Origin of the sequence: Akkermansia muciniphila, assembly GCF_040616545.1 — a bacterium.
GTDB classification, from domain to species: domain Bacteria; phylum Verrucomicrobiota; class Verrucomicrobiia; order Verrucomicrobiales; family Akkermansiaceae; genus Akkermansia; species Akkermansia muciniphila_E.
The window spans coordinates 2,111,821-2,136,747 of the sequence record NZ_CP156688.1 but is presented as its reverse complement, the minus strand read 5'-3'; the positions used below and the strand labels follow the sequence as shown (position 1 = coordinate 2,136,747).

General features: G+C 60.1%; 21 protein-coding genes. 17 read left to right on the top strand and 4 right to left on the bottom strand.

Features of this window, described 5'->3' with window-relative positions:
• Nucleotides 1-85: 85 nt before the first annotated feature.
• Nucleotides 86-946: a 50S ribosomal protein L11 methyltransferase gene (locus tag ABGM91_RS08805; RefSeq protein WP_354831521.1), complete on the top strand. Its 861-nt coding sequence runs from the start codon at nt 86-88 to the stop codon at nt 944-946.
• Nucleotides 947-1,086: 140 nt separating this feature from the next.
• Here the strand turns inward: ABGM91_RS08805 and ABGM91_RS08800 are convergent, their stop codons facing one another.
• Nucleotides 1,087-1,689 (bottom strand): riboflavin synthase, encoded by a 603-nt coding sequence (locus ABGM91_RS08800; RefSeq protein ID WP_354831518.1) that lies wholly within the window; start codon nt 1,687-1,689, stop codon nt 1,087-1,089.
• Nucleotides 1,690-1,713: 24 nt separating this feature from the next.
• Nucleotides 1,714-3,327 carry a putative Na+/H+ antiporter gene (locus ABGM91_RS08795; protein WP_215428974.1) on the bottom strand — a complete coding sequence of 538 codons (1,614 nt, stop codon included), beginning with the start codon at nt 3,325-3,327 and terminating at the stop codon, nt 1,714-1,716.
• Between the two features lie 225 nt (nt 3,328-3,552).
• Between ABGM91_RS08795 and ABGM91_RS08790 the strand changes: the two genes are divergently transcribed.
• The 14 genes from ABGM91_RS08790 (at nt 3,553) to ABGM91_RS08725 (ending at nt 19,742) form a co-directional block, all read left to right on the top strand.
• Nucleotides 3,553-4,986, top strand: a complete 1,434-nt coding sequence (locus ABGM91_RS08790) for a polysaccharide deacetylase family protein (protein WP_354831514.1) — start codon at nt 3,553-3,555, stop codon at nt 4,984-4,986.
• A gap of 440 nt (nt 4,987-5,426) precedes the next feature.
• Nucleotides 5,427-6,671, top strand: coding sequence for an NADH dehydrogenase (quinone) subunit D (gene nuoD, locus ABGM91_RS08785; RefSeq protein WP_290565075.1), 1,245 nt, complete (start codon nt 5,427-5,429; stop codon nt 6,669-6,671).
• 49 nt (nt 6,672-6,720) lie between these two features.
• Nucleotides 6,721-7,302: an NAD(P)H-dependent oxidoreductase subunit E gene (locus ABGM91_RS08780; protein ID WP_290565074.1), complete on the top strand. Its 582-nt coding sequence runs from the start codon at nt 6,721-6,723 to the stop codon at nt 7,300-7,302.
• A 29-nt stretch (nt 7,303-7,331) separates the two neighbouring features.
• Entirely contained in the window at nt 7,332-8,732 is a 1,401-nt protein-coding gene (gene nuoF / locus ABGM91_RS08775) for an NADH-quinone oxidoreductase subunit NuoF (RefSeq protein ID WP_354831509.1), read from the top strand.
• A gap of 51 nt (nt 8,733-8,783) precedes the next feature.
• Nucleotides 8,784-10,520 (top strand): molybdopterin-dependent oxidoreductase, encoded by a 1,737-nt coding sequence (locus ABGM91_RS08770; protein WP_354831506.1) that lies wholly within the window; start codon nt 8,784-8,786, stop codon nt 10,518-10,520.
• A 35-nt stretch (nt 10,521-10,555) separates the two neighbouring features.
• A complete protein-coding gene (locus ABGM91_RS08765) occupies nt 10,556-11,824 on the top strand; it encodes a complex I subunit 1 family protein (protein ID WP_215428979.1) in 1,269 nt (422 codons plus the stop codon).
• Between the two features lie 27 nt (nt 11,825-11,851).
• Complete coding sequence (locus ABGM91_RS08760; protein ID WP_215428980.1) at nt 11,852-12,415, top strand: NADH-quinone oxidoreductase subunit I; 564 nt, start codon at nt 11,852-11,854, stop codon at nt 12,413-12,415.
• A gap of 36 nt (nt 12,416-12,451) precedes the next feature.
• Entirely contained in the window at nt 12,452-13,252 is an 801-nt protein-coding gene (locus tag ABGM91_RS08755) for an NADH-quinone oxidoreductase subunit J (RefSeq protein ID WP_290565070.1), read from the top strand.
• A gap of 26 nt (nt 13,253-13,278) precedes the next feature.
• Nucleotides 13,279-13,596: an NADH-quinone oxidoreductase subunit NuoK gene (gene nuoK / locus ABGM91_RS08750; RefSeq protein WP_215428982.1), complete on the top strand. Its 318-nt coding sequence runs from the start codon at nt 13,279-13,281 to the stop codon at nt 13,594-13,596.
• Nucleotides 13,597-13,619: 23 nt separating this feature from the next.
• Nucleotides 13,620-15,452, top strand: coding sequence for an NADH-quinone oxidoreductase subunit L (gene nuoL / locus ABGM91_RS08745; RefSeq protein WP_354831501.1), 1,833 nt, complete (start codon nt 13,620-13,622; stop codon nt 15,450-15,452).
• Between the two features lie 21 nt (nt 15,453-15,473).
• Nucleotides 15,474-16,898: a proton-conducting transporter membrane subunit gene (locus tag ABGM91_RS08740; RefSeq protein ID WP_215428984.1), complete on the top strand. Its 1,425-nt coding sequence runs from the start codon at nt 15,474-15,476 to the stop codon at nt 16,896-16,898.
• A 47-nt stretch (nt 16,899-16,945) separates the two neighbouring features.
• Nucleotides 16,946-18,328 carry an NADH-quinone oxidoreductase subunit N gene (locus ABGM91_RS08735; RefSeq protein ID WP_215428985.1) on the top strand — a complete coding sequence of 461 codons (1,383 nt, stop codon included), beginning with the start codon at nt 16,946-16,948 and terminating at the stop codon, nt 18,326-18,328.
• Between the two features lie 371 nt (nt 18,329-18,699).
• The gene (locus ABGM91_RS08730) at nt 18,700-19,587 is read left to right on the top strand and encodes a DUF3472 domain-containing protein (RefSeq protein ID WP_354831498.1); all 888 of its coding nucleotides are present in this window, start codon (nt 18,700-18,702) and stop codon (nt 19,585-19,587) included.
• 2 nt (nt 19,588-19,589) lie between these two features.
• Entirely contained in the window at nt 19,590-19,742 is a 153-nt protein-coding gene (locus ABGM91_RS08725; RefSeq protein ID WP_215428987.1) for a hypothetical protein, read from the top strand.
• A gap of 93 nt (nt 19,743-19,835) precedes the next feature.
• Here the strand turns inward: ABGM91_RS08725 and ABGM91_RS08720 are convergent, their stop codons facing one another.
• Both ABGM91_RS08720 and sufT read right to left on the bottom strand, forming a co-directional pair.
• On the bottom strand, nt 19,836-20,309 hold the full coding sequence (locus ABGM91_RS08720) for a hypothetical protein (RefSeq protein WP_354831495.1): 474 nt from the start codon (nt 20,307-20,309) through the stop codon (nt 19,836-19,838).
• A 4-nt stretch (nt 20,310-20,313) separates the two neighbouring features.
• On the bottom strand, nt 20,314-20,859 hold the full coding sequence (gene sufT / locus ABGM91_RS08715; RefSeq protein ID WP_215428989.1) for a putative Fe-S cluster assembly protein SufT: 546 nt from the start codon (nt 20,857-20,859) through the stop codon (nt 20,314-20,316).
• Nucleotides 20,860-21,188: 329 nt separating this feature from the next.
• Between sufT and ABGM91_RS08710 the strand changes: the two genes are divergently transcribed.
• Nucleotides 21,189-22,964: a SurA N-terminal domain-containing protein gene (locus ABGM91_RS08710; protein WP_290565065.1), complete on the top strand. Its 1,776-nt coding sequence runs from the start codon at nt 21,189-21,191 to the stop codon at nt 22,962-22,964.
• A gap of 151 nt (nt 22,965-23,115) precedes the next feature.
• Nucleotides 23,116-24,474 carry an MFS transporter gene (locus ABGM91_RS08705; RefSeq protein ID WP_354831491.1) on the top strand — a complete coding sequence of 453 codons (1,359 nt, stop codon included), beginning with the start codon at nt 23,116-23,118 and terminating at the stop codon, nt 24,472-24,474.
• Nucleotides 24,475-24,927: the final 453 nt, after the last annotated feature.

Below are 24,927 nucleotides of genomic sequence, written 5' to 3'. Positions count from 1 at the left end.
TGGATAATCCCCGGAGCTTCCTTTAACTGTTCCTTCCTTTGCATCCGTCCTTGCCTCCTGCCGGAAAAGCTTCCATACTCCCCGCATGACCTGGAGCTGGAACAAACTGTCCCCCGCCAAATGGGAAGACGCGTGGAGCGAACGCATTGCCGGAAATCCCAATGCCTCCATCACCATCATCAAGGGGGGCAAGACCATCAGAATTACCGTTTACTGTGACCAGGAAGAAGACGCCCTGACCCTGAAGCAATATTTTGGCGGCTCCGTCCGGGAAATCAAGACGCGGGACTGGGTAGCGGCCCAGAACCGGGAGGAACGCGCTCCGCTCAAAATAAGAAATTCCCTGGTCATCACGGAACAGAGCTCCGCAGAAAAGCTTGCCGCCCTGCGGCAACAATTCCCCGGACGCCGTATTCTGAGCGTTCCGGCGGAAATGGCCTTCGGCACCGGAGACCATGCCACCACGTCCGCCTGCCTGCGCTTCATTGCCGACTTTGCGCACTCCCGCAAGGGAACAGCCTGGACCATGACGGACATCGGCTGCGGAACCGCCGTACTGGCGATTGCGGCGCTGAAACTGGGGGCGGAGCACGCCGCAGCCTTCGATTTTGACCCCATGGCGGTTGAGGTGGCCCGGCACAACATGGAACGCAACGCCGTCACGCCTGAACAACTGGATTTATTTGTCGGAGACGTTTTTGAATGGACGCCCACAGCCCGGCAAAAGGGTAGCCTGGTCGTCGCCAACCTGTTTTCCACCATCCTGCAAAAGGCTTTTCCCCATATCATCGCGGCCATGAAGAAGGATGCCGTGCTGGTCATTTCCGGGATTCTGGCCTCCCAATGGAAAGAAACGAAGGCGGCGGCGGAACATCACGGCCTCTCCTTTGATCGGGTCATCAAACGCGGCAAATGGGTCACGGCCAAAGGCGGAATGGCGAAGTAGGGCGTTCCTTCACGGGCGCTGGAATAACGTTTGTCCCGGCAGGACGTACCTTCACAAGCCAGCGGAATACATCTTTCCCCTGCACAAAATCAATCCGTCCTGCGGGCTTTACACTTCACCTTCACCCCTCCCGGAAAGCCTCACTCCTCCGCGTTTTCGCGGGCAGTAAACAGCTTCTCCACGTACTTGGCCAGCATGTCCACTTCCAGATTTACCGGCTGGCCGGAGACGGCGCGTTGCAGGTTCGTGCGGCCAAAGGTATGGGGCGTAATCCAGAATTCCAGCAGGGAGCCGTTCAGATTGGCGATTGTCAGGGAAATGCCGTCAATGGTGATGGAGCCCTTGTCAATGCAGTAGCGGGCCAGTTCATCCGGAATGCGGACTTCCAGGCGGTGGTCCTGTCCCACGGGTTCCAGAGCCGTAACCGTCCCGGTATTGTCCACATGCCCCATCACAAAGTGTCCGCCGAAGCGGTCCATGGCGGACATGGCGCGCTCCAGGTTCACCAGGCCCCCGGGCTGGAGGTTCCCCAGGCTGGTGACGCGGAGGGTCTGGGAAAGCAGGTCAAAGGAGACCCGCTCCCCGTCCAGCGCGTCCACGGTCAGGCAGCAGCCGTTGACGGCTACGGAATCACCCAGGGAAAGTTCACGGCCGAACGGAATTACCAGCGTCAGCCTGGCTCCGCCGTTGATGGGCGTAAACCCTTCCACGGTTCCTGTTGTTTCAACGAGTCCGGTAAACATAAAAGTAACGTCCGGCTCCGGCCCTTAATGGCCGAAGCAGGTGAAGAAGATGAACACGACAGCCGTCGGGAAGGCCGCCCAGGCAAACAGCCACAGGGGATTGATGCCCTTGAAGTACTTGCCCAGAATAGCCTGCCCCGCCGGGTTGGGGGCGTTGGCGATGACCGTCAGGCCGCCGCCCGTCACGGCGCCGGCCACCACGGAGTATTTGACGGCTTCCGGCAGGTTGGGCACCGTGGACGCCAGGAAGGTGACGGCGGCGTTATCATTGAACGCCGTCAGCAGCGTGGCGCCGATCATGGCGTAGTCCCCCAGGCGCGTCAGCACCGGTTCCAGCCACCAGGCCTGCACGCCGCCCAGAATGACCAGGCCCGCCAGGAAGAAGCCCACCATCATGGGAACACGCAGGGACATCTGGTTCTGGTACTGGGGGGTGGCCACCGTAAAGCCGATGAAGAAGAGGAAACTGCCGATGAACATGACCGGTTCATGGGCAAAGAGGACCGTCCAGGTCAGGAAGCAGACGTGCGCCAGCGTCACCCACGCCGGAATCTTGTCATTGCGGTCTTCCCAGGACTGGGGAACGGCGTCGTCAAACTCGTTGAACTCGCGCTGCTGGGCGGCCAGGCGGCCGAACTCCTTGCGGAAGAGGAAGAAGTAGGCCAGGTTGGAAATGATGATGGCGGAAACAGCCTTCCAGCCGAAGTGCTGGATCATGTGCGCAAGACCCCAGTCCCACTTTTCCGCCACCATCACCACGGGCGGCGCGGCAAAATGCGTCAGGGTGCCGCCTATGGAGATGTTCACGAAGAGCAGCCCCAGCGTTGCGTACATCAGGGTCTTCTTCGGCTTGAGGTCGTAAAACTTCTTGCTCAGGATCAGGGCGCCGATCGTCATGGCGGCAGGTTCCGTAATCAGGGAACCGAGCAGGGGAGCAAGGGTCATCACAGAAATCCACCAGGCCCCGGGCGAAGATTTTCCGAGTTTGGCGCCGTAGTTGACCACGGATTCCGCCAGCTTGAAGATGGGCCGGGAAGAGGCGATGATCATGATGATCATCACGAACATGGGCTCCGTGAAGGAGCAGTCGTAATTCAAATAGGCTGAGAAGTCCTCAAAGGAATAATACTTCCAGCACACGAACATGAAGGGGATGATCCAGATGCCGAACACGGCTTCCACCTCCCCCAGGAAATGGAAAATGGCGGAGGCGAAGGAGACCGGCAGGCGCTCCTCCGGGTGCATCACACGGAAGTTGGTTTCCTTGAGCTTTTCCTTGTAGCGCAGCGCCAGCTTGTGGGAATAGCGTTCAAAGCGCCCTGCCAGGAAGGTATGGATAATGGCGCCCATAAAGACGAGCGTCACGGCCAGGTTGAAACCGCCGGACTGCTCGTTGCGTTCGGTAAGCACCTGCATCAGGCTGGCATCCGGCGGAGCGGGCTTGTACTGGTTCAGGGGAATGGGAAAATGGCTGTACTGGGACTCTCCCCCCACTTCCGTGGCGGGATACGCGGGTTCCGTCACTCGTACAGAAGCCTCGGCGGCCGATGCACCCAGAAAAAAGGCGGCGGCGGCCACGGTAGTGAGCAGCCCCGCACGGCGCGCCAGAACTTTGAAGAAATGACAAATACAGCTCATGTCTGCGGACACACTAAACACCTCCCCTTTTTTCGGCGAGCGGAAAATGAGTCTGTATGCTTTTTAACGGGAACGGGTTCAGTCCGGAAAAATCCGTACGGAACTGAAAGGGAGCGCATGCGGCAGGGAAAGCCTGTCATGCCTGCCTGAGTTTAAGGTTGAACAGGAAACTTAAAAATAGTAGTTGCAGGTATGCGCTCCGTCTCAGGCCTCCTTTCCATTCTCATGATTGCAGCCGGTGCCGCATGGGCCGAACTTCCTCCCGACCTGCCACCTGCCGCGCCCCTGCCCCTGGCGCCCGGCCCGGTCATCGGAGGCTCCATCAAGGGAGACCCGGCTGCCGGCGTCGTTCCCGTGCGGGAACTGATTGAAGCCAACCGCAGGGATGAAAACATCCCCATGGCGGAACCCATTCCCGGAGAAACGGGAGCCTCCATTCCCTCCGCGGAATCCATCCCGAATGCGGAGCCTATCCCCGGAGAAACGCACCTGCGCGCCCCGGTCCAGCCCGCGGGCCCGGCCCCGGTCATCCCTCCCACGGCTTTCTCGCCCGTTCCGGTTCCCCAGCATGAAACCCGCGTTGCCATCCTGGGCTATCATGACTTCAGCCGCACCCTGCCCGCTACGGAAATGCGCATGAATACGGATGTGTTCCGCGCCCAGATGCAGGCGCTGAAAGCCAGCGGCGTGCCCGTCATTTCCATGAAGGAGTTCCTGGAATGGAAACTCGGCAGCAGGCAGCTTCCCGCCAAATGCGTAATGATCACCATTGACGACGGCTGGAAGAGCGTCTACACGGACGCCTACCCCATCCTGAAGGAAACGGGATTCCCTTTCACCGTTTTCCCTTACACCAAATTCATTACGGGCCGCGGCTCCGCCATGAGCCATGACCAGATCCAGGAAATGCTGGACAACGGCGCCACGCTGGGCAGCCACTCCGTCAGCCACCTGTACCCCAAATCCTGGCGCGCCGCCCAGCGGAAGGGAACGCAGGGCGTGCTGGACCTGGCGGAGGCGGAAATAGCCGCTTCCCGGAAAATCCTCCAGGAAAGGTTTCCCGGCTCCGCCGTGGAGGCTTACTGCTATCCGGGCGGCTTCGTCCTGCCGGACATGATCACGAAAGCGGAGGAAGCCGGATTCCAGGCGGCCTTCACCGTCATTCCCAAAAAAGTGACCAAGGACACGGACCGCTGGCGCGTGCACCGCTACATGGTCTTCGGCAAGGATCCCAAGACCTTCACCAGGGCCCTGAACTTCAATGCCCCCACCGCTCCGGAAACTCCGTCGGCCACGCCCGGCAACAATCACGGAAACACGCTGGATTCCTATCCCGCTCCGGCCCAGCCCGTCTATCCGGCGGCCAATACCGTGGTGAAGAGCCAGAGCCCGGACATCTCCATTTCCCTGGCCCGTGAACCCGCCTTTGACCCCAAGCAGGTGGAAATGCGCGTCTCCGGCTTCGGCCTAGTCAACGCCCAGTTTGACCCCAAGGAGAAAATCCTGAAGTGGACGCCCTCCCGCCCCCTGCGCCTCAGCCCCGTAACGGTGCAGGTACGGTGGAAGAACCTCTCCGCCAACCTCTGGCAGACGGCCACCTGGCAATTCGGCATTGCGGAGCAGGAAATGCACTTCATTCCCCAGAATGTCGTGAAGTAAATAAATAACCGCAGGAGTGCCGCGACCTCTTGCGGCAAATCCTGTTCCCCGGCCCTCGTAAAACCCTGGAGGCGGAAAAATCCCCCCTGATTCCCCGGCTGCGCTTTGAAAAACCTTCTCCTTGCTCCGGAAAGGCTCTTCCTGAAATAAAGCCCCGTCTTTTCCGCCATCCACCGGAGGGGCGCATCCCGTCGCGGGATTAACCACACCCCCGCGGACTGCATCCGGATTCCAAATTCCTCCCGCTCCGTATTCATTACCGTCCCCTGCGGGATTCATTGTTAGAATTAACTAACATTCATAAGTTGAGGAGACTTCCGCATCAACACGGAAAGCTCCCCCGGAATGCCAAAAAAACTGACATTTGGCTTGCCCGCATGGTGTGAAGTGGCATAATCATTCGGCACCATTATCAGGTTCAGCCAGGCACGGACATCCACATGAAGACGAGCACTAAAACTTTCGCCATTGCAGATACAGCCGCTAACGCAGACTATCTCACCAATACTTCCGAACCGCTCGGAGAAACGATGACCCTGAATGTGGGCCCCTCCCACCCCGCCACCCACGGCGTGCTGCGCCTGGTGCTGGAACTTGATGGTGAAGAAATCATTACGTGTGATCCCGTACTGGGCCACCTGCACCGCGGCATGGAAAAGATCGGGGAGACCATCCAGTACAACCAGTTCGTCCCGTACACTGACCGCTTTGACTACCTGGCCCCCCTGTCCAACAACATCGCCTATGCCTGCGCGGTGGAAAAACTGCTGGGCTGGGAACTGCCGCCCCGCGGGCAGGCCCTGCGCGTGCTGGCCCTGGAGCTTTCCCGCTTTTCCTCCCATATCCTGGGCGTGGGCGTGTACGGCATGGACGTAGGCGCCATGACCGTCTTCCTGTACTGCTATGAGGAACGTGAAAAAATCCACAACTTTTACGAACAGCTCACCGGGGCGCGCTTCACTTCCTCCTACACCCGCATCGGCGGCCAGACGCGCGACGTGCCCAATGAAATGCTGAAGGAAGTGCTGGTGTTCTGTGATGAAGCCGCCAAGACCCTGGATGAAACGGAAGCCCTGCTGCTCCGGAACAAGATTTTCATTGACCGTCTCCAGGGCGTGGGCACCATCAGCCGTGAAAAGGCGCTCTCCTGGGCCCTGACTGGGGCCAACCTGCGCGCCAGCGGCATCAAGCGGGACCTGCGCAAGACCAATCCCTACCTGGGTTACGAAAATTACGAGTTTGACGTCCCCGTGGGGGAACACGGCGACTGCTACGACCGCTTTACCGTGCGCATTGAAGAAATGCGCCAGTCCCTGCGCATCATCCGCCAGGTGATTGAAACCATGCCGGACGGCCCCATCAACATGGTGGACACCAAGGGCACGCTGCCTGAAAAGAAGAAGGTGATGACGGACATGGAATCCCTGATCCGCCAGTTCATGACCACCACCATGGGCGTGAACGCTCCCGCCGGGCAGGTTTACTTTGCCGCGGAAAACCCGAAGGGGGAACTGGGCTTCTTCCTGGACTCCAAGGGAGGCGGCCTTCCCAACCGCCTGCGCATGCGCTCCCCCTCCTTCTGCAACCTGTCCATCCTGCCGGAACTGCTGAAAGGCCACCTGGTTTCCGACGTTCCGGCCATTCTCGGCTCCTTCGACTTCGTGATGGGCGAATGCGACCGCTAAACACACGCTCCCTTTTTCCTTTCCAACTCAAACACCAAATTTCCTTCCCATGTCCGATTACGCTGAAAACGCCATCGACGCGACTATTGCCCACCAGCCCAGCCCGGGCGAACGGTTTTACCCGCCTTTTGAAGTAACGCCGGAGCTTGACGCCGCCGCAAGCGAATACATCACGCATTATCCGGAAGGCAAGCAGAAGTCCGCCGTGCTCCCCATCCTGCATGAAATCCAGAAAAAATTCGGCTTCATCTGCGCAGACGCCATCACCTGGACGGGGGAAAAGCTGAACATTTCCGCCGCCCACGTGCTGGGAGTGGTCACCTTCTATCCCGGCCTGCGCCAGATGTGCCCCGGCAGGACCCACTTCCGTGTATGCCGCACCCTTTCCTGCGCCATGGCGGGAGCGGACAGCCTGTTTGACACCATCTGCACGCGCCTGGGCATTGACAAGAGCGGCATTGACCACCACCACCCCATCGGCGTCAGCCCGGACGGCCTGTGGAGCGTGGAGGGAGTGGAATGCCTGGCCAACTGCGGCTTCGGACCCAACATGATGGTCAACGACCTCCTGTATGAAAAAGTCACTCCGGAACTGCTGGAGGAAGTGATCGCCAAGCACCAGAACGCCTAACCCTTTCCACCCCGCACCAGATTTTCGCCATGAGCATCACCTATCTTCCCGGTAAAGAACCCCACCCCAGGGAAACGCGCCGCATCCTGAAAAACGTCAACCGCGAAGGCTGGAACACGTCCATTGACTGCTACCTGGCCGACGGCGGCTATGAAGAACTGAAAAAGGCGCTCGGCATGGAGCCGAAGGCCGTCATTGACGAGGTGAAGAAATCCGGCCTGCGCGGCCGCGGCGGCGCGGGCTTCCCCACCGGCGTGAAATGGACCTTCATCCCGCCGAACAACACCAAGCCCGTTTACCTGGTCTGCAACTGCGACGAATCCGAACCCGGCACCTTCAAGGACCGCTACATCGTCCACCAGGACCCCCACCAGCTCATTGAAGGAATGGTCATCTCCAGCTACGCGGTGGGCGCGCATCTGGCTTACATCTACATGCGGGAGGAATTCCCCATTGCCGCGGAAATCATGCTCAAGGCCCTTCAGGAAGCGCGTGAGCGCGGCTTTTTGGGCAACAACATCCAGGGGGCCGGCTACGATCTGGAAATCCACCTGCACCGCGGCGCGGGCGCCTACATCTGCGGCGAAGAAACGGCCCTGCTCAACTCTCTGGAGGGGGTCCGCCCCTACCCGCGCATCAAGCCCCCCTACTTCCCGGCCGCCATCGGCCTGTACGGCTGCCCCACCATCGTGAACAACGTGGAATCCCTCTGCCAGGTAAAGCACGTCATCGCCATGGGTGGAGAAGCCTACAGCCAGGAAGGCGCCAAGCGCTCCCCCGGCACCCGCATCATCGGCGTTTCCGGGGATGTGAAACGCCCGGGATTCTATGAAATCGTCTCCGGCTCCATGACCTTCGGCGAACTGCTGTACGACGTCTGCGGAGGCCCCCGGGACGGCCGAGAATTCAAGGCCGTGATTCCCGGCGGCTCCTCCTCCAAGGTCATGCGCACGGATGCGGAATACAAGGTGCAGAACCCGGACGGCACCGTGGGCAAAATCTCCTTCTTCGACATTCCTCTGGACCTGGACAGCATCGCCCAGCACGGCTCCATGTCCGGCTCCGGCGCGGTCATCGTCATGGATGACTCCCGTTCCATGCCCTGGGCCATGAACAACATCAACCGCTTCTACGCCCATGAATCCTGCGGCCAGTGCACCCCCTGCCGGGAAGGCTGCCCGTGGATGATGAAGCTCAGCACCCGCATTCTGGAAGGCAAGGCCGCCCCGTCAGACGTGGACCTGCTCATTGAAGTGGCCAACCAGATTGAAGGAAAAACCGTCTGCGCCTTCGGCGAAGCCGCTTCCTGGCCCACCCAGGCCATGGTTTCCAAGTTCAAGGAGGAATTCGTGGCCTTGACGGACCCCTTCAACGCCTGCCTGCCCCACACCAGGGAAGGCAGGGAGCAAACCCGTTTCCTCACCCGCTAACAGCAGCACGCAACACCAGTTTTCAATACCATTTCCCTCCCATCCGTCATCATGAGTGAAGAAGCTTCCAAACTCCCCAAAGACATTGCCGCCGCTGAAGGCAAGGTGAACGTCCAGATCAACGGAACGTGGCACCGGTTCCCGCGCGGCACGCGGATTGCAGACGCCTGCCGTTCCGTAGGCGTGCCCATCCCGTGCTTCTGCTACCACCCCAAGCTGGCCGTCGTCGGCTCCTGCCGCATGTGCATGGTGGAACAGGGAATGCCGCCCAGGCTGGCTCCGGGCCAGACGCCCTCCTATGACGAAAACGGCTACCAGCGCATCCAGTGGATGCCGCGCCCCATCATCTCCTGCGCCAATACGGTGGCGGAAAACATGGGCATCCGCACGGACAGCCCGCTGGCCAGCGAGGCGCGCCGCGGCGTGATGGAATTCCTGCTCACCAGCCACCCGCTGGACTGCCCCATCTGCGACCAGGCCGGAGAATGCAAGCTCCAGGAATACTCCAACGACTACGGCCAGGTGGAAGGCCGCTATGAGGAAAAGAAAACCAAGAAGGGCAAGAACCTGAGCATCGGCCCGCGCGTGAACCTGGACCAGGAGCGCTGCGTGCTCTGCGGCCGCTGCGTGCGCTTCATGCGCGACATCATGCACGACGAGGTGCTCACTATGTCTCAGCGCGGCACCTTCAACGCCATCACGGTCTATCCCGGCCGCGAACTGGACAGCAACTACTCCCTGAACACCGTGGACATCTGCCCGGTGGGCGCCCTCACCTCCAAGGACTTCCGCTTCAAAATGCGCGTCTGGTTCCTGAAGGAAACCAAGACCATTGACGTGGACTGCGGCACAGGCACCAACATCACCCTCTGGACGCGTGAAGAAAAGGTGTACCGCATCACCCCGCGTCCGAACGACGCCGTGAACTCCTGCTGGATGCCGGACTCCCACCGCCTGAACTACAAGTACATCAACGCGGAAACGCGTATTCCCCAGCCCGTCATCCGCACGGACGCGGGGGCGCCGCACCGCCCGTCCACCTGGGAACCCGCCCTGGCCTCCGTCACGGAAGCCGTCAAGCGCGTCGCCCCGCACCAGATCGCCATCATCGCCTCCGGGCGCATGACCAATGAAGAACTTTACATGGTCCGCCACCTGGCCGCGCAAATAGGCACGGACATGGTGGACATCGTCCCCCGCATGGGCGAAAGCGACGGCATGCTGATCGCCGCGGACCGCAACCCGAACACGAACGGGGCCAAGCTGGTGCTGGGCATTGAACCCGGTTCCAGGCTGGCCGCCATCCGCGACGGCGTGCGCAACGGCTCCGTCAAGGGCATCCTTGCTCTGGGGGAAGACCTCACCGCTCCGGAAGCCGGCTTCACGGCGGAAGACCTGAAAAAGCTGGATTACCTGTTCATGACCGCCCACAGCGCGAATGAAACGGCGCGCCATGCGGACCTGGTTCTTCCGGGCGTCACCTACGCTGAAAAATTCGGCACCATGATCAACGTCACGGGCCGCATCCAGCGCCTGAACCGCGCCATCCAGCCCGTGGGCTACGCCAGGGATGACTGGCAGATTCTCCGGGACATCACCCTCCTGCTGGGCGGCAACCCCGCGCTGAAAGACTTCAACTCCGCCCTGGATGTCCTCACCGTCATGAGCACGGAATACGACGCCCTCAACGGCGTCACCTGGGGCTCCATCGGAGACGGGGGCCAGCCCATTCTGGAAACCGGCGTCACCATCCCCGTGGTGGAACGCGAACAAAGCCAGGGCCGCTAATCACACTTCACACGCACACAACCCGTTAATCCGCCATGTTTGATTCGATTCTAACCTTTTGCGACGAGGTGCTCAGCAACCCTGTGTGGTTCTACATCATCACCCTGCTGATCAAGATCGTCATCTGCTTCGCCATCACCATTCTGTTCATTCCGGTCTGCGTGTACATTGAACGCCGGGTGGCCGCCTGGATCCAGGACCGCGTGGGCCCCAACCGCGCCGGCATCCCGTTGAGCATCTTCCGCCGCTTCGGCGCGAAATCCGACCTGCCGTTCAAAAAGACGCTGGACTACTTCGGCCTGCCCCATGACGGAAAAATCGCCAACCTGTGCCGTTTCTTCCGCCTGGACCGGGACATCCCCATCTTCGGCCTCGTGCAGCCCATGGTGGACGGCGGCAAGCTGTTCCTGAAGCAGGACTTTACGCCCCCCTTCGTGCGCCGCGTGTACTTCTGGATTGCTCCCATCCTGGTGCTGGCCCCCCCGCTGATGACGGCGGCCGTGGTCCCCTTCGCCGGAGACCTCCACACCTCCTACGGCAACGTGAACATGGCGGTGGCCAACCTTAGCGTAGGCCCCCTGTGGATGTTCGCCATTTCCTCCCTCTCCGTATACGGGCTGGTGCTGGCCGGCTGGTCCTCCAACTCCAAATTCCCCTTCCTGGGCGGCGTGCGCTCCTCCGCCCAGATGATCTCCTATGAAATCAGCATGGGCCTGTCCATCATCCCCGTGCTGATGATTTACAGCACGCTGGACCTCTCCAACATCGTGGAATACCAGGCCGCCAACGGCTGGCTCATGCTCCCCGTGTGGGGCGAGGGCCTGAGCTGGCAGCGCTGGATCCTGCTGGTTCCCATCGCCATCAGCTTCATCATCTTCCTGACCTCCATCTTCGCGGAAGCCAACCGCACGCCCTTTGACATGTCCGAATGTGAAACGGACCTGGTGGGCGGCTACCACACGGAATACTCCTCCATGAAGTTCGCGCAGTTCTTCATGGGCGAATACGCCGCCATGGTGGTGGGCTCCTCCCTGGTCATCACCCTGTTCCTGGGCGGCTGGTCCATCGGCTTCGGCCTGGACGGGTGGCTGAACGAACATGTGGCCAACTGGGTGGCAGTCATCTGCCAGCTCATCGCGTACGTGCTCAAGCTCCTCTTCTTCGTCTTCTTCTTCGTCTGGGTGCGCTGGACGCTTCCCCGCTTCCGTTACGACCAGGTGATGAAACTCGGTTGGATGGTCTTCTTTGAACTGGCCGTCATCAACATCTTCATCACGGCCGCCATCCTTTACTTCGTCAAGTAATCACTTCATCCCGACAACATCACTATTATGGCCTTCAAAACGATCAAGCGCCCGAAGATTTCCCTCGGAGAGCGGTTCTACTTGCAATCCATCCTTGGCGGTCTCTGGATCACCATCAAGCACCTTGTTCTGGCCCTGCTGGGCAAATCCCGCAACAAGAAGGAACTGGCCGGTTCCGGCATCGGCGTCACGATGCAGTACCCGGAATTCCGCTGGGACAAGCACCTGCCTGAATACTACCGCGGGGCTCCCGTCCTGGTGAAGGGGGAAGACGGCCGCGAACGCTGCGTCTCCTGCCAGCTCTGCGAATTCATCTGCCCGGCCCGCGCCATCACCATCACCCCCGGAACCATCAAGGAAGGCCCCTGGGGCAAGGTGGAAAAAGCGCCCAAGGAATTCCAGATCGACATGCTCCGCTGCATCTACTGCGGCATGTGCGAGGAAGCCTGCCCTGAACAGGCCATCTTCATGAGCCAGGACTACCTGTTCACCCCCACGGACAAGGCCCAGGCCATCCACAACAAGGCCAAGCTTTACGAAATGGGCGGCACCCGCAAGGGGCTGGTCAACAAGTGGAACCAATACAAATAACTTACCCCGAAACCCTCACTCCAATTTCCGTACGTTATGAACATTTTTGCCAGTGACATACTCTTTTACATCTTCGGGGCCTTGGCCGTGATCCTGTCCCTGATGGTCGTCTTCATGCGCAACCCCGTCTCCTCCGCCATGATGATGGCCCTCTCCTTCGGAGCCACGGCCGCCATCATGATCGGGCTGGGCGCCCACTTCCTGGGCATTCTCCAGATTCTGGTCTACGCCGGAGCTATCATGGTGCTCTTCGCGTTCATCATCATGCTGCTGAACGTAAAGCGGGAAACCTCCCCCTTCCGGCGTCCCGTTTCCGTCGCCATCGGCGTCATCATTGCCGCCCTCTTCCTCGGCCAGCTCATCGGCATCATCTACTCCCTGCCCGGCGCGAAGGAAACGCACCGCTGCCCGATGGCCACCGCGGAACAGGCATGGAACGATCTGAAGATCGGCCGGGACAGCGCCAATTCCGGGAAAACGGGAACCAACGGTCTTCCCGGGGAATGCGCGCAGAAACCCTGCGTTGCTTCCGGCGGATGCACACGAGGATCGGACTATGCCATCACCAAGGCATCTCTTGACCAATTGCTCCATTCCACCTGTGGCATAGCACCGTCCATCACCCTCCCTCCCCTCTCCCCCCAGTGTTCCGCGCACCTCTACCCGGAAGGCACCACCATCCGCGCGGAAATAGACAACGGGGAATTCCCGGACACCGCCCTGCTGGGCCGCACCCTGTTTGACAAATACAACCGGAGCCTGGTCATTGCCGGGCTGGCCCTGCTGGTGGCCTCCATCGGCGTCGTGGTCCTGAGCCGCCGCCCCTCCGGAAAATAAAAGAACCCTTATCAAGCCTAATCATCATGATACCTCTTACGCAATACCTGATCCTCTCCGGCGTCCTGTTTGCCATCGGCCTGCTGGGGGTGATTGTCCGGCGTGACATCATCGTCATCTTCATGTGCCTGGAAATGATGCTCAGCGCGGCCAACCTCTCCCTGGTGGCGTTTTCACGCGCCCAGGGCACCATGGGGCTGCCCAACTATGACGGCCAGGCCCTGTCCATCTTCATCCTGACCATCGCCGCGGCGGAAGTAGCCATCGGGCTGGCCCTCATCGTCTCCCTGTACCGGGCCCGGCGCACGGCCAGCACGCAGGACCTCAACACGCTGAAAGACTAAGAGCAACACACCACTCCACGAACATGTTTAATATTGATATTCAATACACCTGGCTTCTGCTCTTCTTGCCGCTGGTCGTAGCCGCCTTTGACTGGTTCCTGCTGACCAGGCGCCCGAACGTCGCGGCGCTCACCTCCACCTTCTCCTGCCTGGCGACCTTTGTCCTTTCCCTGGGCCTGCTGGACCAGACCGGCTCGGACTCCTTCTCCTGGCTTCCGATCTCCGACGTCTTTTCCGTTGACCTGGGCTTCGTGCTGGACCCCCTTTCCACCCGCATGATGCTGGTAGTCACGGGCATCGGCCTGCTGGTCCACATCTTCTCCCTGAGCTACATGGCGGACGACAAGGCGAAAACGCGCTACTTCGCGTGCCTGAGCCTCTTCATGTTCTCCATGACGGGCATCGTCCTGGCGAACAACATCGCCATGACCTTCATCTTCTGGGAGCTGGTGGGCCTTTCCTCCTACCTGCTCATCGGCCACTGGTACACCAGGGACGCCGCCGCGAACGCCGCCAAAAAAGCCTTCATCTGCAACCGCGTGGGGGACTTCGGCTTCCTGATCGGCATCCTGACCCTCTGGGCGCTGACCAATACGCTGGACTTCAGCCTGATGGAAATGCCCGCGGGCCTCAGTGAAACCCTGCTGAACATCACGGTGCTGTGCCTCTTCTGCGGGGCGGTGGGCAAATCCGCCCAATTCCCGCTGCACGTCTGGCTGCCGGACGCCATGGAAGGCCCCACCCCCGTTTCCGCCCTGATCCATGCCGCCACCATGGTGGCCGCCGGGGTGTACATGATGGTGCGCGTCCAGTATTCCATAGGCGTGGAAGCCTTCCCCGCCCTGGCCTGCAACGTCATCGCCATTATCGGCGCCGTCACGGCCGTCATCGCCGCCTTCATGGCCACCCAGCAGAATGACATCAAGCGCGTGCTGGCTTACTCCACCCTCTCCCAGCTGGGCTACATGGTCATGGCCCTGGGACTGCTGGCCGGGGAAGCGGCCATGTTCCACCTCTTCACCCACGCCTGGTTCAAGGCCCTGCTCTTCCTGGGCGCGGGCGCCATCATCTTCGCCTGCCACCATGAGCAGGACATCTGGAAAATGGGCGGCATCATGAAGCGCATGAAGCTGACCTCCCTCACCTTCATCATCGCCACCATGGCGCTGGTCGCCATTCCGTTCACGTCCGGCTTCTTCTCCAAGGAAGCCATCCTGGAAGCCGCCCTGCACAAAAACCCGGTCTTCTTCTGGATCGGCGCGGGCGTGGCCCTGCTGACCACCTTCTACATGATGCGCGTCATCTTCGTGGTCTTCTTCGGCAAGAGCCGCAGCCACAGCTCGGAACACGCCAGGGAAGTGGGCGGCCTCATGCTGGTTCCCCTGCTGATTCTGGCCGTGCTGGCCCTTATTTCCGGTTACGGCTTCATCGCCGACAGGCTGGTCCCCTTCAACGGATTCGTTTCCGAAAGCTTCCACATGGGCATGCCCTTCTATGTCTCCATGGGCGCGCTGGTGCTCGGCATCCTGCTGGCCGCGGTCTTCTATGCGGGCTCTCCGGCCTCCGACAAGCTCTCCGGCAATGCCGTCTCCCGCGCCCTCGCCAACCGCCTCTACATTGACTGGTTCTATGACAAGGTGCTGGTCAGGGGCATCCAGGGCACCCTGGCCGCCATCATCGACTTCATGGACCAGTTCATCATCTCCGGCCTCATCGTGGGCGGCCTGGCGCGGCTGACCGCCGCCGCAGGCTCCCTGCTGCGCCGCCTTCAGTCCGGCAGCATGGCCGCCTACACGGCCCTCTTCGGCATCGGCCTGCTCCTGGTCATCTACTTCACCGTCTTCTATTCCTGCTAACCTACCAACCAATCACACACCATGCTTATCTGGCTTGTTCTCATTCCTCTGATTGCCACGGCCCTCATCGGCCTGTGCAAGGCGCCCGCACGCCCGACAGCCCTGCTCAGCGCCGCGCTGACGCTGGCCCTCGGCATCTGGGCCCTGGTTAGCTTTGACGGCTGTCCCTCCTGCTGGTCCCGCTTTGAGGGGATGGACCTCCAGCTCACGCTGGCCCCGGCCCTGGCCAAAGTGATGCTGCTGCTGACCATCCTGGTGACCTTCGCCACCGTACTGGGCACCAACCCGCCCAAGGGGGGGGAAGCCTCCTGGTACAACTCCGCCCTGCTGATTTCCGCAGGCGCCACCGGAGCTTTCCTGTCAGACAACATCATCTCCTTCTTCGCCTTCCATGAGCTGGCCCTGATCCCCACCTTCGTGATGATCGGCCTGTACGGGCGGGGCGACCGCCGCACCACGGCCTGGCGCGCCACGCTTTACCTGGGGCTTGCCTCCATGGTGCTGCTGGCGGCCCTGCTGATGATCGGCACGCAGGCGGGCTTCACCTTCTCCGGATTGAAAGACTTCATGGCCGGCGGCCGGGAACTCGCCCACGCGGAACTCATCGGCGCCCTGCTCATCGCCGGCTTCGGCACGCTGATTTCCCTCTTCCCCTTCCACTCCTGGGCAGCTCCCGCCTATGCCTCCGCCCCCGCTCCGGTGGCGATGATGCATGCGGGCGTGCTTAAGAAGTTCGGCCTGTACGGCCTCTTCATGTTCCAGCCGCTGATGGAAACAGGCTTCCTTCCCTGGACGAACATCCTCCTTGTCCTGCTCGTCTGCAACGTCATCTGGGTGGGTTACGTGACCGTCAACCAGAAGAGGCTGGACCTGCTCCTGGGCAACTCCTCCGTGATGCACATGGGCTACATCTTCCTGGCCTTCGCCGCCCTGGTGGCCTCCGGTTCCGCGCAAGCCAATCCCTGGGCGCTGAAAGGGGCCGCCCTGCTGATGCTGGCCCACGGCCTGACCATCGCGCTGCTCTTCCTGCTCTGCGGACAGATTGAAAAGCAGACCGGCACGCTGGAAATCAACTCCCTGGGCGGCCTGAGCGTTAAACTGCCGCGCATGGCCTTCGTCTTCGGCCTGGCGGGCATGGCCTCCATCGGCCTCCCCGGCCTCGCCAACTTCCCGGGGGAATTCATGGTCTTCTTCTCCGGATTCGCCGGATTTAACGACAGCTTCGGCCCCGTCCAGATCGCCACCATCCTGTGCCTCTGGGGCCTGGTCATCGGCGCCGTGTACATGCTGAGGGCCTACCGCAACATCTTCCAGGGGGATCTCTCCAAGGCCGCAGCCTACGCCACGGAACTGCTGCCTTCCGAACGGGCGGCCAACTACTTCCTGACCATCACCCTGGCGGTCTTCGGCTTCTTCCCCACGCTGGTGCTCCAGTTCTTCTCCTGATTCCCCTTCCGAATACAATTCAAGTTTAACCTGACCTTCTTTTACCCATGCAAGCGTATATTCCGGAATTCATCCTGGCCGGCCTGGCGATGCTTCTGCTCCTGGCCGAGACCTTCTGCAAAAAGACGCCCAAATTCGTTTTCGGGCTGATTGGCGCGGCGGGCGCCCTGGCGATGCTCCCCTTCTACATGGGGGGGCTCTATGACAACGTCTACATCATCCTGGCGCTTGTCGCCACGGCAGTCACCCTGCTGCTGTCCGTGGACTTCCGGGCCGTCATCAACCTCTCTTCCAATGACTCCAAGTCCCAGGACGGCACGGGGGAATTCTACATCCTGCCCCTGCTGGCCTGCGTGGGCATCACCTCCCTGTGCAAGGCTTCCAACCTGGTGGAACTGTTCGTTTCCCTGGAAGTGCTCACGCTGAGCTCCTTCATCATGGTGGGCTACTTCCGCCGGAACCTGGGCTCCACGGAAGCGGGCATCAAGTACCTGATCCTGGGCGCCGTCAGCACGGGCTTCCTCGTCTTCGGCCTGGCCTGGTACTTCGGCGTTACGGGTACCTTCATCTATGACGGAGCGATCGTCAACCAGGCGCTGGCGGGCCAGACGGCCCCCGCCATGTACCTGGCCCTCGCCATGCTGCTGCTCGGCACGGCCTTTAAAATCGGCGCGGTCCCCATGCAATTGTGGATTCCGGACGTATACCAGGGTGCTCCCACTCCGGTGACGGCTTTCCTCTCCGTGGCCTCCAAGGTGGCCGGCTTCGCCCTGCTCAGCATCATCCTGGCTCCCTTCGCCTCCCTGCCTCCCGTTGAATTCGTCATAGCCCTGATGGCTGCGGCTACGCTGCTGGTGGGCAACCTGGGCGCCATTCCGCAGACCAACCTGAAGCGCATGATGGGTTACTCCTCCATCGCCCAGGCCGGCTTTATCCTGCCTCTCTTCATCGGCACCGTGGACGGCCGGCTTGCTCCAAACGCCCCGTTCTACCTGGCCGTGTACCTGGTCATGACCTTCGGCGCCTTCTTCGCCCTCGCCATGATCCGCATCCAGCGCGGGAGCGAGGAAATCTCCGCCTTCCGCGGCCTGGGCAAGACCAATCCCCGGCTGGCGCTGGCAGTCACCATCATGTTCGCCTCCCTGGCGGGCGTGCCGCTGACGGCCGGCTTCTTCGCCAAAATGATCTCCTTCGTGCATGTCATCAACACTGGCCTGTACCTGGGCTGGATGCTCCCCATCATGATCATCTGCGCGGCCTCCGGCTTCTATTACTACTTCAAGGTCATCCGCTCCATGTACTGGGACAAGCCCGCGGAAGACGCGGAACCCGTGCAGGTGCCCGTCATTTCCGGCGTCATGCTGGCCGCCTTCTCCGTCTTCATCGTGCTGGGCGGCCTGATGCCCCTCTTCATGAATCCCATCCGGTAAAGAAAAATCCCTTTCCGTTCATCATCCCGAAGGCCGTCTCCGCATCCCGCTGGGGCGGCCTTCTTTTTCCCGTACGCCTCCCGGAACGCCGCAGACATTGGCGGGACCTGAAATAAATTGACCGGCAGCGGACAAATGGGAGGAGGAGAGGAACAGCCTGCCGGGCGTGGTATTTTAATTGCCTCCAGGGCTCGCGGCGCGCCTCTGGTCTTATCCCGTTCTCCGGGGGATTCCAGCCAAAAAATCTTGCAAAAAATGCTGCTTCCATGTGAGATTCCTTTCGTCCCGGACGTAATTAGTCCGTACTAATCATTTGCCTGCCTTTCCACCGGACGGGGCACGGCCAACCATTAAACGACCATTCAAAAACCATGCGCCTTTTCTCCGCCACAGCCGTCATCTGCGCCGCCCTGCTCTCCGGCGCCGCCTTCCTGCACGCCCAGGACCCGGAACTTCTGATGAAACGCCAGTGCCGTTCCGTCCATGTCATGCAGCAGGGCCATCCCGCGCAGGCAAGCGCCCTGTACAATGAAGTAAAGGCCAAGACGTCCGTTCCCGGCACCTACTTCTGCGCCATGAACTTTGATGACGGCTACATCGGCTTCCAGGAGCAGTCCAACGGGAAAAAAGTGATTATCTTTTCCATCTGGGACCCGGTGGCCCATGGGGACAACCCCAACAGCGTGCCGGAAGAGGAACGCACCAAGCTGGTGAAACTGGGTGAAAACGCACGCGCAGGCCGCTTTGGCGGAGAGGGAACGGGCGGCCAGAGCTTCGTGGACTATCCCTGGACCGTCGGGGAGAACATGCGCTTCCTCGTCTGCGTTAAAAAGATGGGGAAATTCAAGGAAATCAGCGGATTTTACTATAACAACAAGGACAAGGCATGGGAGCTCATCTCCAAATGGAAAACCCATTCGTCGGAAAAGGAACTCTCCTTCTCCGTCGGCTTTGTGGAAGACTTCATGCGCAACTTTAAATCCGCCAAAAAAGCCCGCGGCGCCTTCTTCGGCCCCAGCTTCGCGTACAAGGACGGCAAATGGTTCCCCAACACCAGCGTCACGTTCACGGGAGACCCCACCCCCTCCACCAACGTCATGGCGGACATCCAGCCCAACGGCTCCGTGCTGCTCCAGACGGGAGGGGATACGAAAATGACGGATTTCAAACTGTTCCAGAACCGCCCCCTGCCCCAGGATGCAAACCCTGTACAGCCTGATGAACAGGTCACCCGGCTCGTTCAGGAAAACACCAAATAATCATGTCCCTCACCGGCTGGCTAACCATGATCATTTCCATCGGCGGCGTCCTGGCCGTCGCCGCATGGGCGTACTACAAGGTGCTCTCCACACCCCGGGAGACGGAGCACCTGGGCAGCCCCACGCCGCCCATGCCGGAAGACGAGGGAGAATAAGATTCCCATCACCGGAATTCCTCCGGAACCGCCAAATCCGCTCACGGAACGCACTCCTGCCAAAAGCCCGGAATTCCGTGCCCGGTTTTTCTCTTACCCGTCAGTCGGAGGAAGGATGAAGCCCAGCCGGTCAATGCCGTACCTGGCGCATTCCTGCCACAGGGATTTTTCCAGAGCTTCCGCGGTCTGGCGGCGGTCTTCCTCCGGCATGTTTTCAAAATATTCCGGCCCCAGATGTTCGCTGATGGCCTTGTCCGCCATGCGCGTCACCAGGTCAGCCCAGAAAATATTGTCGCGGTATTCGTCCAGGCAATCCTGGTAGAAAGCGTTTTCCTCATATTCCCGGGTAAAGGCATAGCCCCCCAGATCGTCCGCATAGGCAATGCGGCCTTTCAGCCTGGGCGTGGAGGAAAGCTCCTCCATCAGGCGGGAGATGAGTTTTCCCCATGCGGCCAGGCGCGCTTCCGCCCCGTCCTGCTGGTTGGCTGCGGCCACGGCGGCGGCCATGGAAAGCATTTCCGCCAGATCGCGTGCCTCGTCGTCGGAGAATCTCAATGTCAGCGGCATGGAATCAGATCAATCCGAGTTTCATCCTGCCCTCCTCACTGACCATCTCCTGGTTCCAGGGGGGGTCCCACACCATTTCCACATCCGCGGCTTCCACGCCTTCCAGGGCTTCAATACGGTCCTTGGCCTCCATCACCAGATGCGGGCCCATGCCGCAGCCGGGAGCCGTCAGGGTCATCTTGACCGCCACGTGGTGCAGGCCGTTTTCCAGTTCAATTACGGTCACGTCGTAAATCAGGCCCAGGTTGACGATGTCCACGGGAATTTCCGGATCGTACACGCATTTCAGCGTATCCCAGACGCGTTCTTCAAGCGTGGCGTTCTCGTCCAGCGCGGCTGTCTCCGGAGTGGGTTCCGCCGCCTCCGCACCCAGGGCGTCCGCGTTCTCCCTGGAGATGCGGGCCAGGCCATGATCCGTAGCCACAGTATAGGAGCCGCCCAGGATCTGGGTGATGTACACGCGTTCCCCTTCCGGCAGCGTGAGCACATCCCCACTGGGGATCTGCACCGCCGTCACTTCTCTTTTGAGTTCTACTACCTGGTTCAGCATAAATCCTTGCGATTAAAGGAACATCCGGCTACGGACATGCGCCGGAAGGAACGGCAGCCGCAGGAGCAGTGCGCCCCCGGCATCCGGAATCTTCCGCGCAGGAGCAACATAAGGCGTATTTGCATCACCGTCGAGGTCAAAAACTGTTCTGCCCCGACCGGAAACGCCCTTCATGACAGGAAAGCGCATGCCGCAATGTTTTGGAAAAGCCGCCGGAAGCGTAAAGCTTCGTTCTTGCCTAGCGGCGGGAAAAGGTGTAAAAGGTCCGGGCTGTCCAGGCTGCCGTCAGTCAGGGACGGGCTACACGCGCATCTTCAACCTACCATTCCATGTTAGATTACTTACGTAAACATACAATTGTCATCATGGCAGCCATGGCCCTGGTGTTTGTGGGCCTCATGTTCATCGGCGGGGACGTAAGCGGCGGCTCCGTGACCGGCATGTTCAAGCAAACCTTCGTTTCCGTGGACGGCAAGTCTTACGGAGAAAAGGATTACAATAACATGGGCAAGACCGGCCTGTCCGTGGCTTTTTCCTTCCCCACCACCTTCGGCCCGCTGCTCCAGGACAATTTCAGCTCGGAAGACAATTTGCGCGAACTCTGCCACCTGCTGAAAACGAATAATCCCAACGCCGCTTTCCTGGCCTACCGCGGCATCATCCGCAGGGAGGCGAGCCGCCTGGGCCTGACGCCCAGCACCACGGAGATTGACGACGCCATCTGCAACATCCCGGAATTCCAGGATGAAAAGGGCGTCTTCGATCCCCGGAAGTATGACAACTTCATTTCCATGCGCGGCAACATGGGCAAGAAGATTCAGGAGGAACTTCTGCGCGGCCTGATGGAAGACACCATCAGCCTGGTGCGCATCAAGGACGTGCTGACAGGAGGAATCTCCGTGGAAGCCGGTTTTTCCGAAGCCGTGGCGGAGTCCAACAACCAGCAGATCACGGTCAATACCGCCTTCCTGGAAAAGAGCGCCTTCCGCCCCAAGACAGACCCGGGAGAAGAGGAAATCAAGACCTTCTGGGACAAGCACAAGGAAAATTACAAGAATGAGGAAGCCCGCTTCTTCACCGTTTATACTTTCACCCCCGCCGGCGACACGCAGGCGCCCAAGTCCGGGGACATTTCCAACGCCACCATGGAGACCATGAACCTGGTGGAAAATGACATCTGGGAACCGCTGAACGCCACCAACGGCAGGAACATGGACCAGGTCATTGCAGAAGCCCTGGCCAAGACTCCCGGCGTCTGCAAGATGGAGAAGAAGTCCTATGCGGCTGTCACGCGCAAAAACGCGCCCCAGGAAATCAACCAGCCGATCAACCAGTCCGCCTCCGACGGACGCAGCGCCACCCTGCTGGACGTAACCTTTTCCCTGGCGGACGCCCCGGCCCTGAATGCGGACGCGGACGCCAAGGCCATTGAAGAAGCGCGCGCCAAGACCGGAGCCGAACAGATCAGCACCATGCAGGTTCTGGAAAACGGCCAGGTGGTCCTGGTCCGCCTGGAGGGCATTACCCCGGTGAAAGCCCTTCCTTATGAGACCGCCCGCAACAACGCCCGCGCCGACCTGCTGGAAAGCATGACCGTGGAATCCATGAACAAGGCTGCCGCAGAACTCAATACGGAGCTGCAGAAGGCGGAGAAACCCGTGGAACAATTCAATGCCATCGCCGGGAAAGCCGGGGCCAAGACCGCTACTTACGGCCCCTTCATCCATCCGGACGTCCTCCTGAGCGGCGTCAACATACAAAACGCCAAAAGCCAGGAAGAACTCCAGGCCATGCTGGAACGGGCCATGAATTCCCGCCTGGCTCCGCCCAGGGAACTTCCGGATCCTAAAAAAGTGTTCCTGGCAACCTCCGTCATCAACCCCGGCCAGATGGCCCAGCCTATCTACACGGGGGACGGCATCCTGCTGACCCAGCTCGTCAAGCGGGAACTGGAGGATACGCCGGAGTTCCAGATCAAAGCCACCCAGCAGATTGCTCCGGACCTGACCGCCCAGGCCAAATCCATGATCATGCTGGACTGGCTGAAGGCATGCATCGCCCAGTACAAGGTGGAGATAGCCCCCATCCTGAACCAGGAACGCTAAAGCCACCCTTTTCATGGCAGCCGTCATCCCGCCCGTGTCCGATTACACAGGTGGAATGTCGCCAAATCCCCTTTCCCATGATGGCCCGGCACCGGGCCATCATTTTTATTGCCCTTTTTTCCAGCACTCCTGACCCACGCCCTCTTCATCCATGAGCGCCCTCCCCTCCCAGTCCAGGTACATCATCGGAACGGAAGCCTGTGAACGCTTCAGTTTCTACGGCATGAAGTCCATCCTCATGCTGTACATGACGGGCCACCTGCTGATGAGCGACAACTGGGCCACCGCCACTCTTCATGTTTTCGTGGGGATGGTTTACCTGCTTCCCCTGGCGGGCGCATGGCTGGCGGACAAGGTATGGGGACGGTACAGGACCATTCTTTATATTTCCCTGCTTTACTGCGTAGGCCACGGCGTCCTGGCGACGGCGGACCTTTTCCATACCATTGAAGCGCGCCGTTACATTCTGATGGCAGGCCTGTTCATCATCGCGCTGGGGGCCGGAGGCATCAAGCCCTGCGTCTCCGCCTTCATGGGGGACCAGATTCCAAACAAATCCCCGCAGTTGATGACCAAGGCCTTCAACGCCTTTTACTGGGCCATCAACCTGGGTTCCTTCTTTTCCTTCCTGGTTATTCCGGCCATGGAACAGCATTACGGCTACAGCTGGGCATTCGCCGTTCCGGGCATTTTCATGGGCATCGCCACCTTCGTCTTCTGGCTGGGCCGCAGGAAGTACCACAAAACGCCCCCAGCCCGGAACAGCGGCCATGCCGGCTTCTGGAAAGTTCTTTTTACCATCCTCTTCCGCGGAGGCTGGAAAAGCGCAGAGCAACGTTACGGGTCCTCCGCCGTAGAGGATAGCCGCCATATCCTGAAGATTCTTTCCATTTTCGCCTTCGTCATCCCGTTCTGGTCCATTTTCGACCAGACGGCTTCCTCCTGGGTAGCCCAGGGGAACGCCATGTCCCCCATCCCCATTCCCCTGCCGGGAGGAAAAACCTGGTCCATCGGACCGGAAGAAATCCAGGCGGCGAATCCCGTGTTCGTGATGATTTTCATTCCGCTCATCACCGTGTTCGTCTATCCCCATGTCGTCAGGCTGGCCAAGCCCCTGGTGCGGCTGGGCACGGGCATCGCGCTGAGTTCCGTCACTTTCCTGATTGTGGCGTGGCTGCAGTACAGGCTGGAAACGGGCGCCTCCATGTCCATCGCATGGCAGTTGATTCCCTACTGCGTACTCACCATTTCCGAGATTCTGGTCAGCACCACGGGCCTCGAATTCGCCTATACACAGGCCCCGGCGCATTTGAAAAGCGTCATCACCAGCTTCTGGAACCTTACCATCTTTGCAGGCAACATGCTGGTGGCCGCCATCACCTTTTTCCTGTCCAATGGAGAATCCGCCAACGCCATCTCTACGGACCGCTTCATCCTGTACGCCGTACTCGCCGCCGTGGTGGCGGTGGCCTACTCCTTCCGGGCGCGCAGGTACGGGAAAACGGAATAAGGGGAAACATTCCGCGCGCGGAAATGACAGGGCTTTTCCGGCTCCGGGAAACAGCAGACACAATAATGTCTTGAAACAGACAGCCGGACCGTGCGAAATCAAGACACGGCCCGCCCACCGCTGTCAGCGGGCATACTTTCGGGAAAGTATTGGAAATACAAATTACAGAAAAGATATGAGGCGAACGGGGGATTTGCCCCTGTTCCCTGCCTTGACGGAAAAGTTGCTTCCGAACAACCTTATCGGCAGCATATTTCCAGTCCGGCACAAGACGAGATATCTTTGCTTCATGTTTAATACTTCATTTAAATCGGCCTCGGTCTTGTAAACGACCGGTACTTTACGTACCGGTTGTCCCCTTTTTGTTTGCTCCCGGATGATTCCTTCCGGGAGGAAGTTCCGTATTATTGGAATTTCAACGTTAATCTACCTGCCGCAATGATGGCGCCACTG

Excerpts from the sequence above, each read along its gene's own strand:
- ABGM91_RS08770 (WP_354831506.1), top strand. The coding sequence starts at position 8,784 with ATGAGTGAAGAAGCTTCCAAACTCCCCAAAGACATTGCCGCCGCTGAA.
- sufT (WP_215428989.1), bottom strand. The coding sequence starts at position 20,859 with ATGCTGAACCAGGTAGTAGAACTCAAAAGAGAAGTGACGGCGGTGCAG.
- ABGM91_RS08755 (WP_290565070.1), top strand. The coding sequence starts at position 12,452 with ATGAACATTTTTGCCAGTGACATACTCTTTTACATCTTCGGGGCCTTG.
- ABGM91_RS08710 (WP_290565065.1), top strand. The coding sequence starts at position 21,189 with ATGTTAGATTACTTACGTAAACATACAATTGTCATCATGGCAGCCATG.
- ABGM91_RS08705 (WP_354831491.1), top strand. The coding sequence starts at position 23,116 with ATGAGCGCCCTCCCCTCCCAGTCCAGGTACATCATCGGAACGGAAGCC.
- ABGM91_RS08730 (WP_354831498.1), top strand. The coding sequence starts at position 18,700 with ATGCGCCTTTTCTCCGCCACAGCCGTCATCTGCGCCGCCCTGCTCTCC.
- ABGM91_RS08720 (WP_354831495.1), bottom strand. The coding sequence starts at position 20,309 with ATGCCGCTGACATTGAGATTCTCCGACGACGAGGCACGCGATCTGGCG.
- nuoL (WP_354831501.1), top strand. The coding sequence starts at position 13,620 with ATGTTTAATATTGATATTCAATACACCTGGCTTCTGCTCTTCTTGCCG.
- ABGM91_RS08800 (WP_354831518.1), bottom strand. The coding sequence starts at position 1,689 with ATGTTTACCGGACTCGTTGAAACAACAGGAACCGTGGAAGGGTTTACG.
- ABGM91_RS08765 (WP_215428979.1), top strand. The coding sequence starts at position 10,556 with ATGTTTGATTCGATTCTAACCTTTTGCGACGAGGTGCTCAGCAACCCT.
- nuoD (WP_290565075.1), top strand. The coding sequence starts at position 5,427 with ATGAAGACGAGCACTAAAACTTTCGCCATTGCAGATACAGCCGCTAAC.
- ABGM91_RS08805 (WP_354831521.1), top strand. The coding sequence starts at position 86 with ATGACCTGGAGCTGGAACAAACTGTCCCCCGCCAAATGGGAAGACGCG.
- ABGM91_RS08790 (WP_354831514.1), top strand. The coding sequence starts at position 3,553 with ATGATTGCAGCCGGTGCCGCATGGGCCGAACTTCCTCCCGACCTGCCA.
- ABGM91_RS08740 (WP_215428984.1), top strand. The coding sequence starts at position 15,474 with ATGCTTATCTGGCTTGTTCTCATTCCTCTGATTGCCACGGCCCTCATC.
- ABGM91_RS08795 (WP_215428974.1), bottom strand. The coding sequence starts at position 3,327 with ATGAGCTGTATTTGTCATTTCTTCAAAGTTCTGGCGCGCCGTGCGGGG.
- nuoK (WP_215428982.1), top strand. The coding sequence starts at position 13,279 with ATGATACCTCTTACGCAATACCTGATCCTCTCCGGCGTCCTGTTTGCC.
- ABGM91_RS08780 (WP_290565074.1), top strand. The coding sequence starts at position 6,721 with ATGTCCGATTACGCTGAAAACGCCATCGACGCGACTATTGCCCACCAG.
- ABGM91_RS08725 (WP_215428987.1), top strand. The coding sequence starts at position 19,590 with ATGTCCCTCACCGGCTGGCTAACCATGATCATTTCCATCGGCGGCGTC.
- ABGM91_RS08760 (WP_215428980.1), top strand. The coding sequence starts at position 11,852 with ATGGCCTTCAAAACGATCAAGCGCCCGAAGATTTCCCTCGGAGAGCGG.
- ABGM91_RS08735 (WP_215428985.1), top strand. The coding sequence starts at position 16,946 with ATGCAAGCGTATATTCCGGAATTCATCCTGGCCGGCCTGGCGATGCTT.
- nuoF (WP_354831509.1), top strand. The coding sequence starts at position 7,332 with ATGAGCATCACCTATCTTCCCGGTAAAGAACCCCACCCCAGGGAAACG.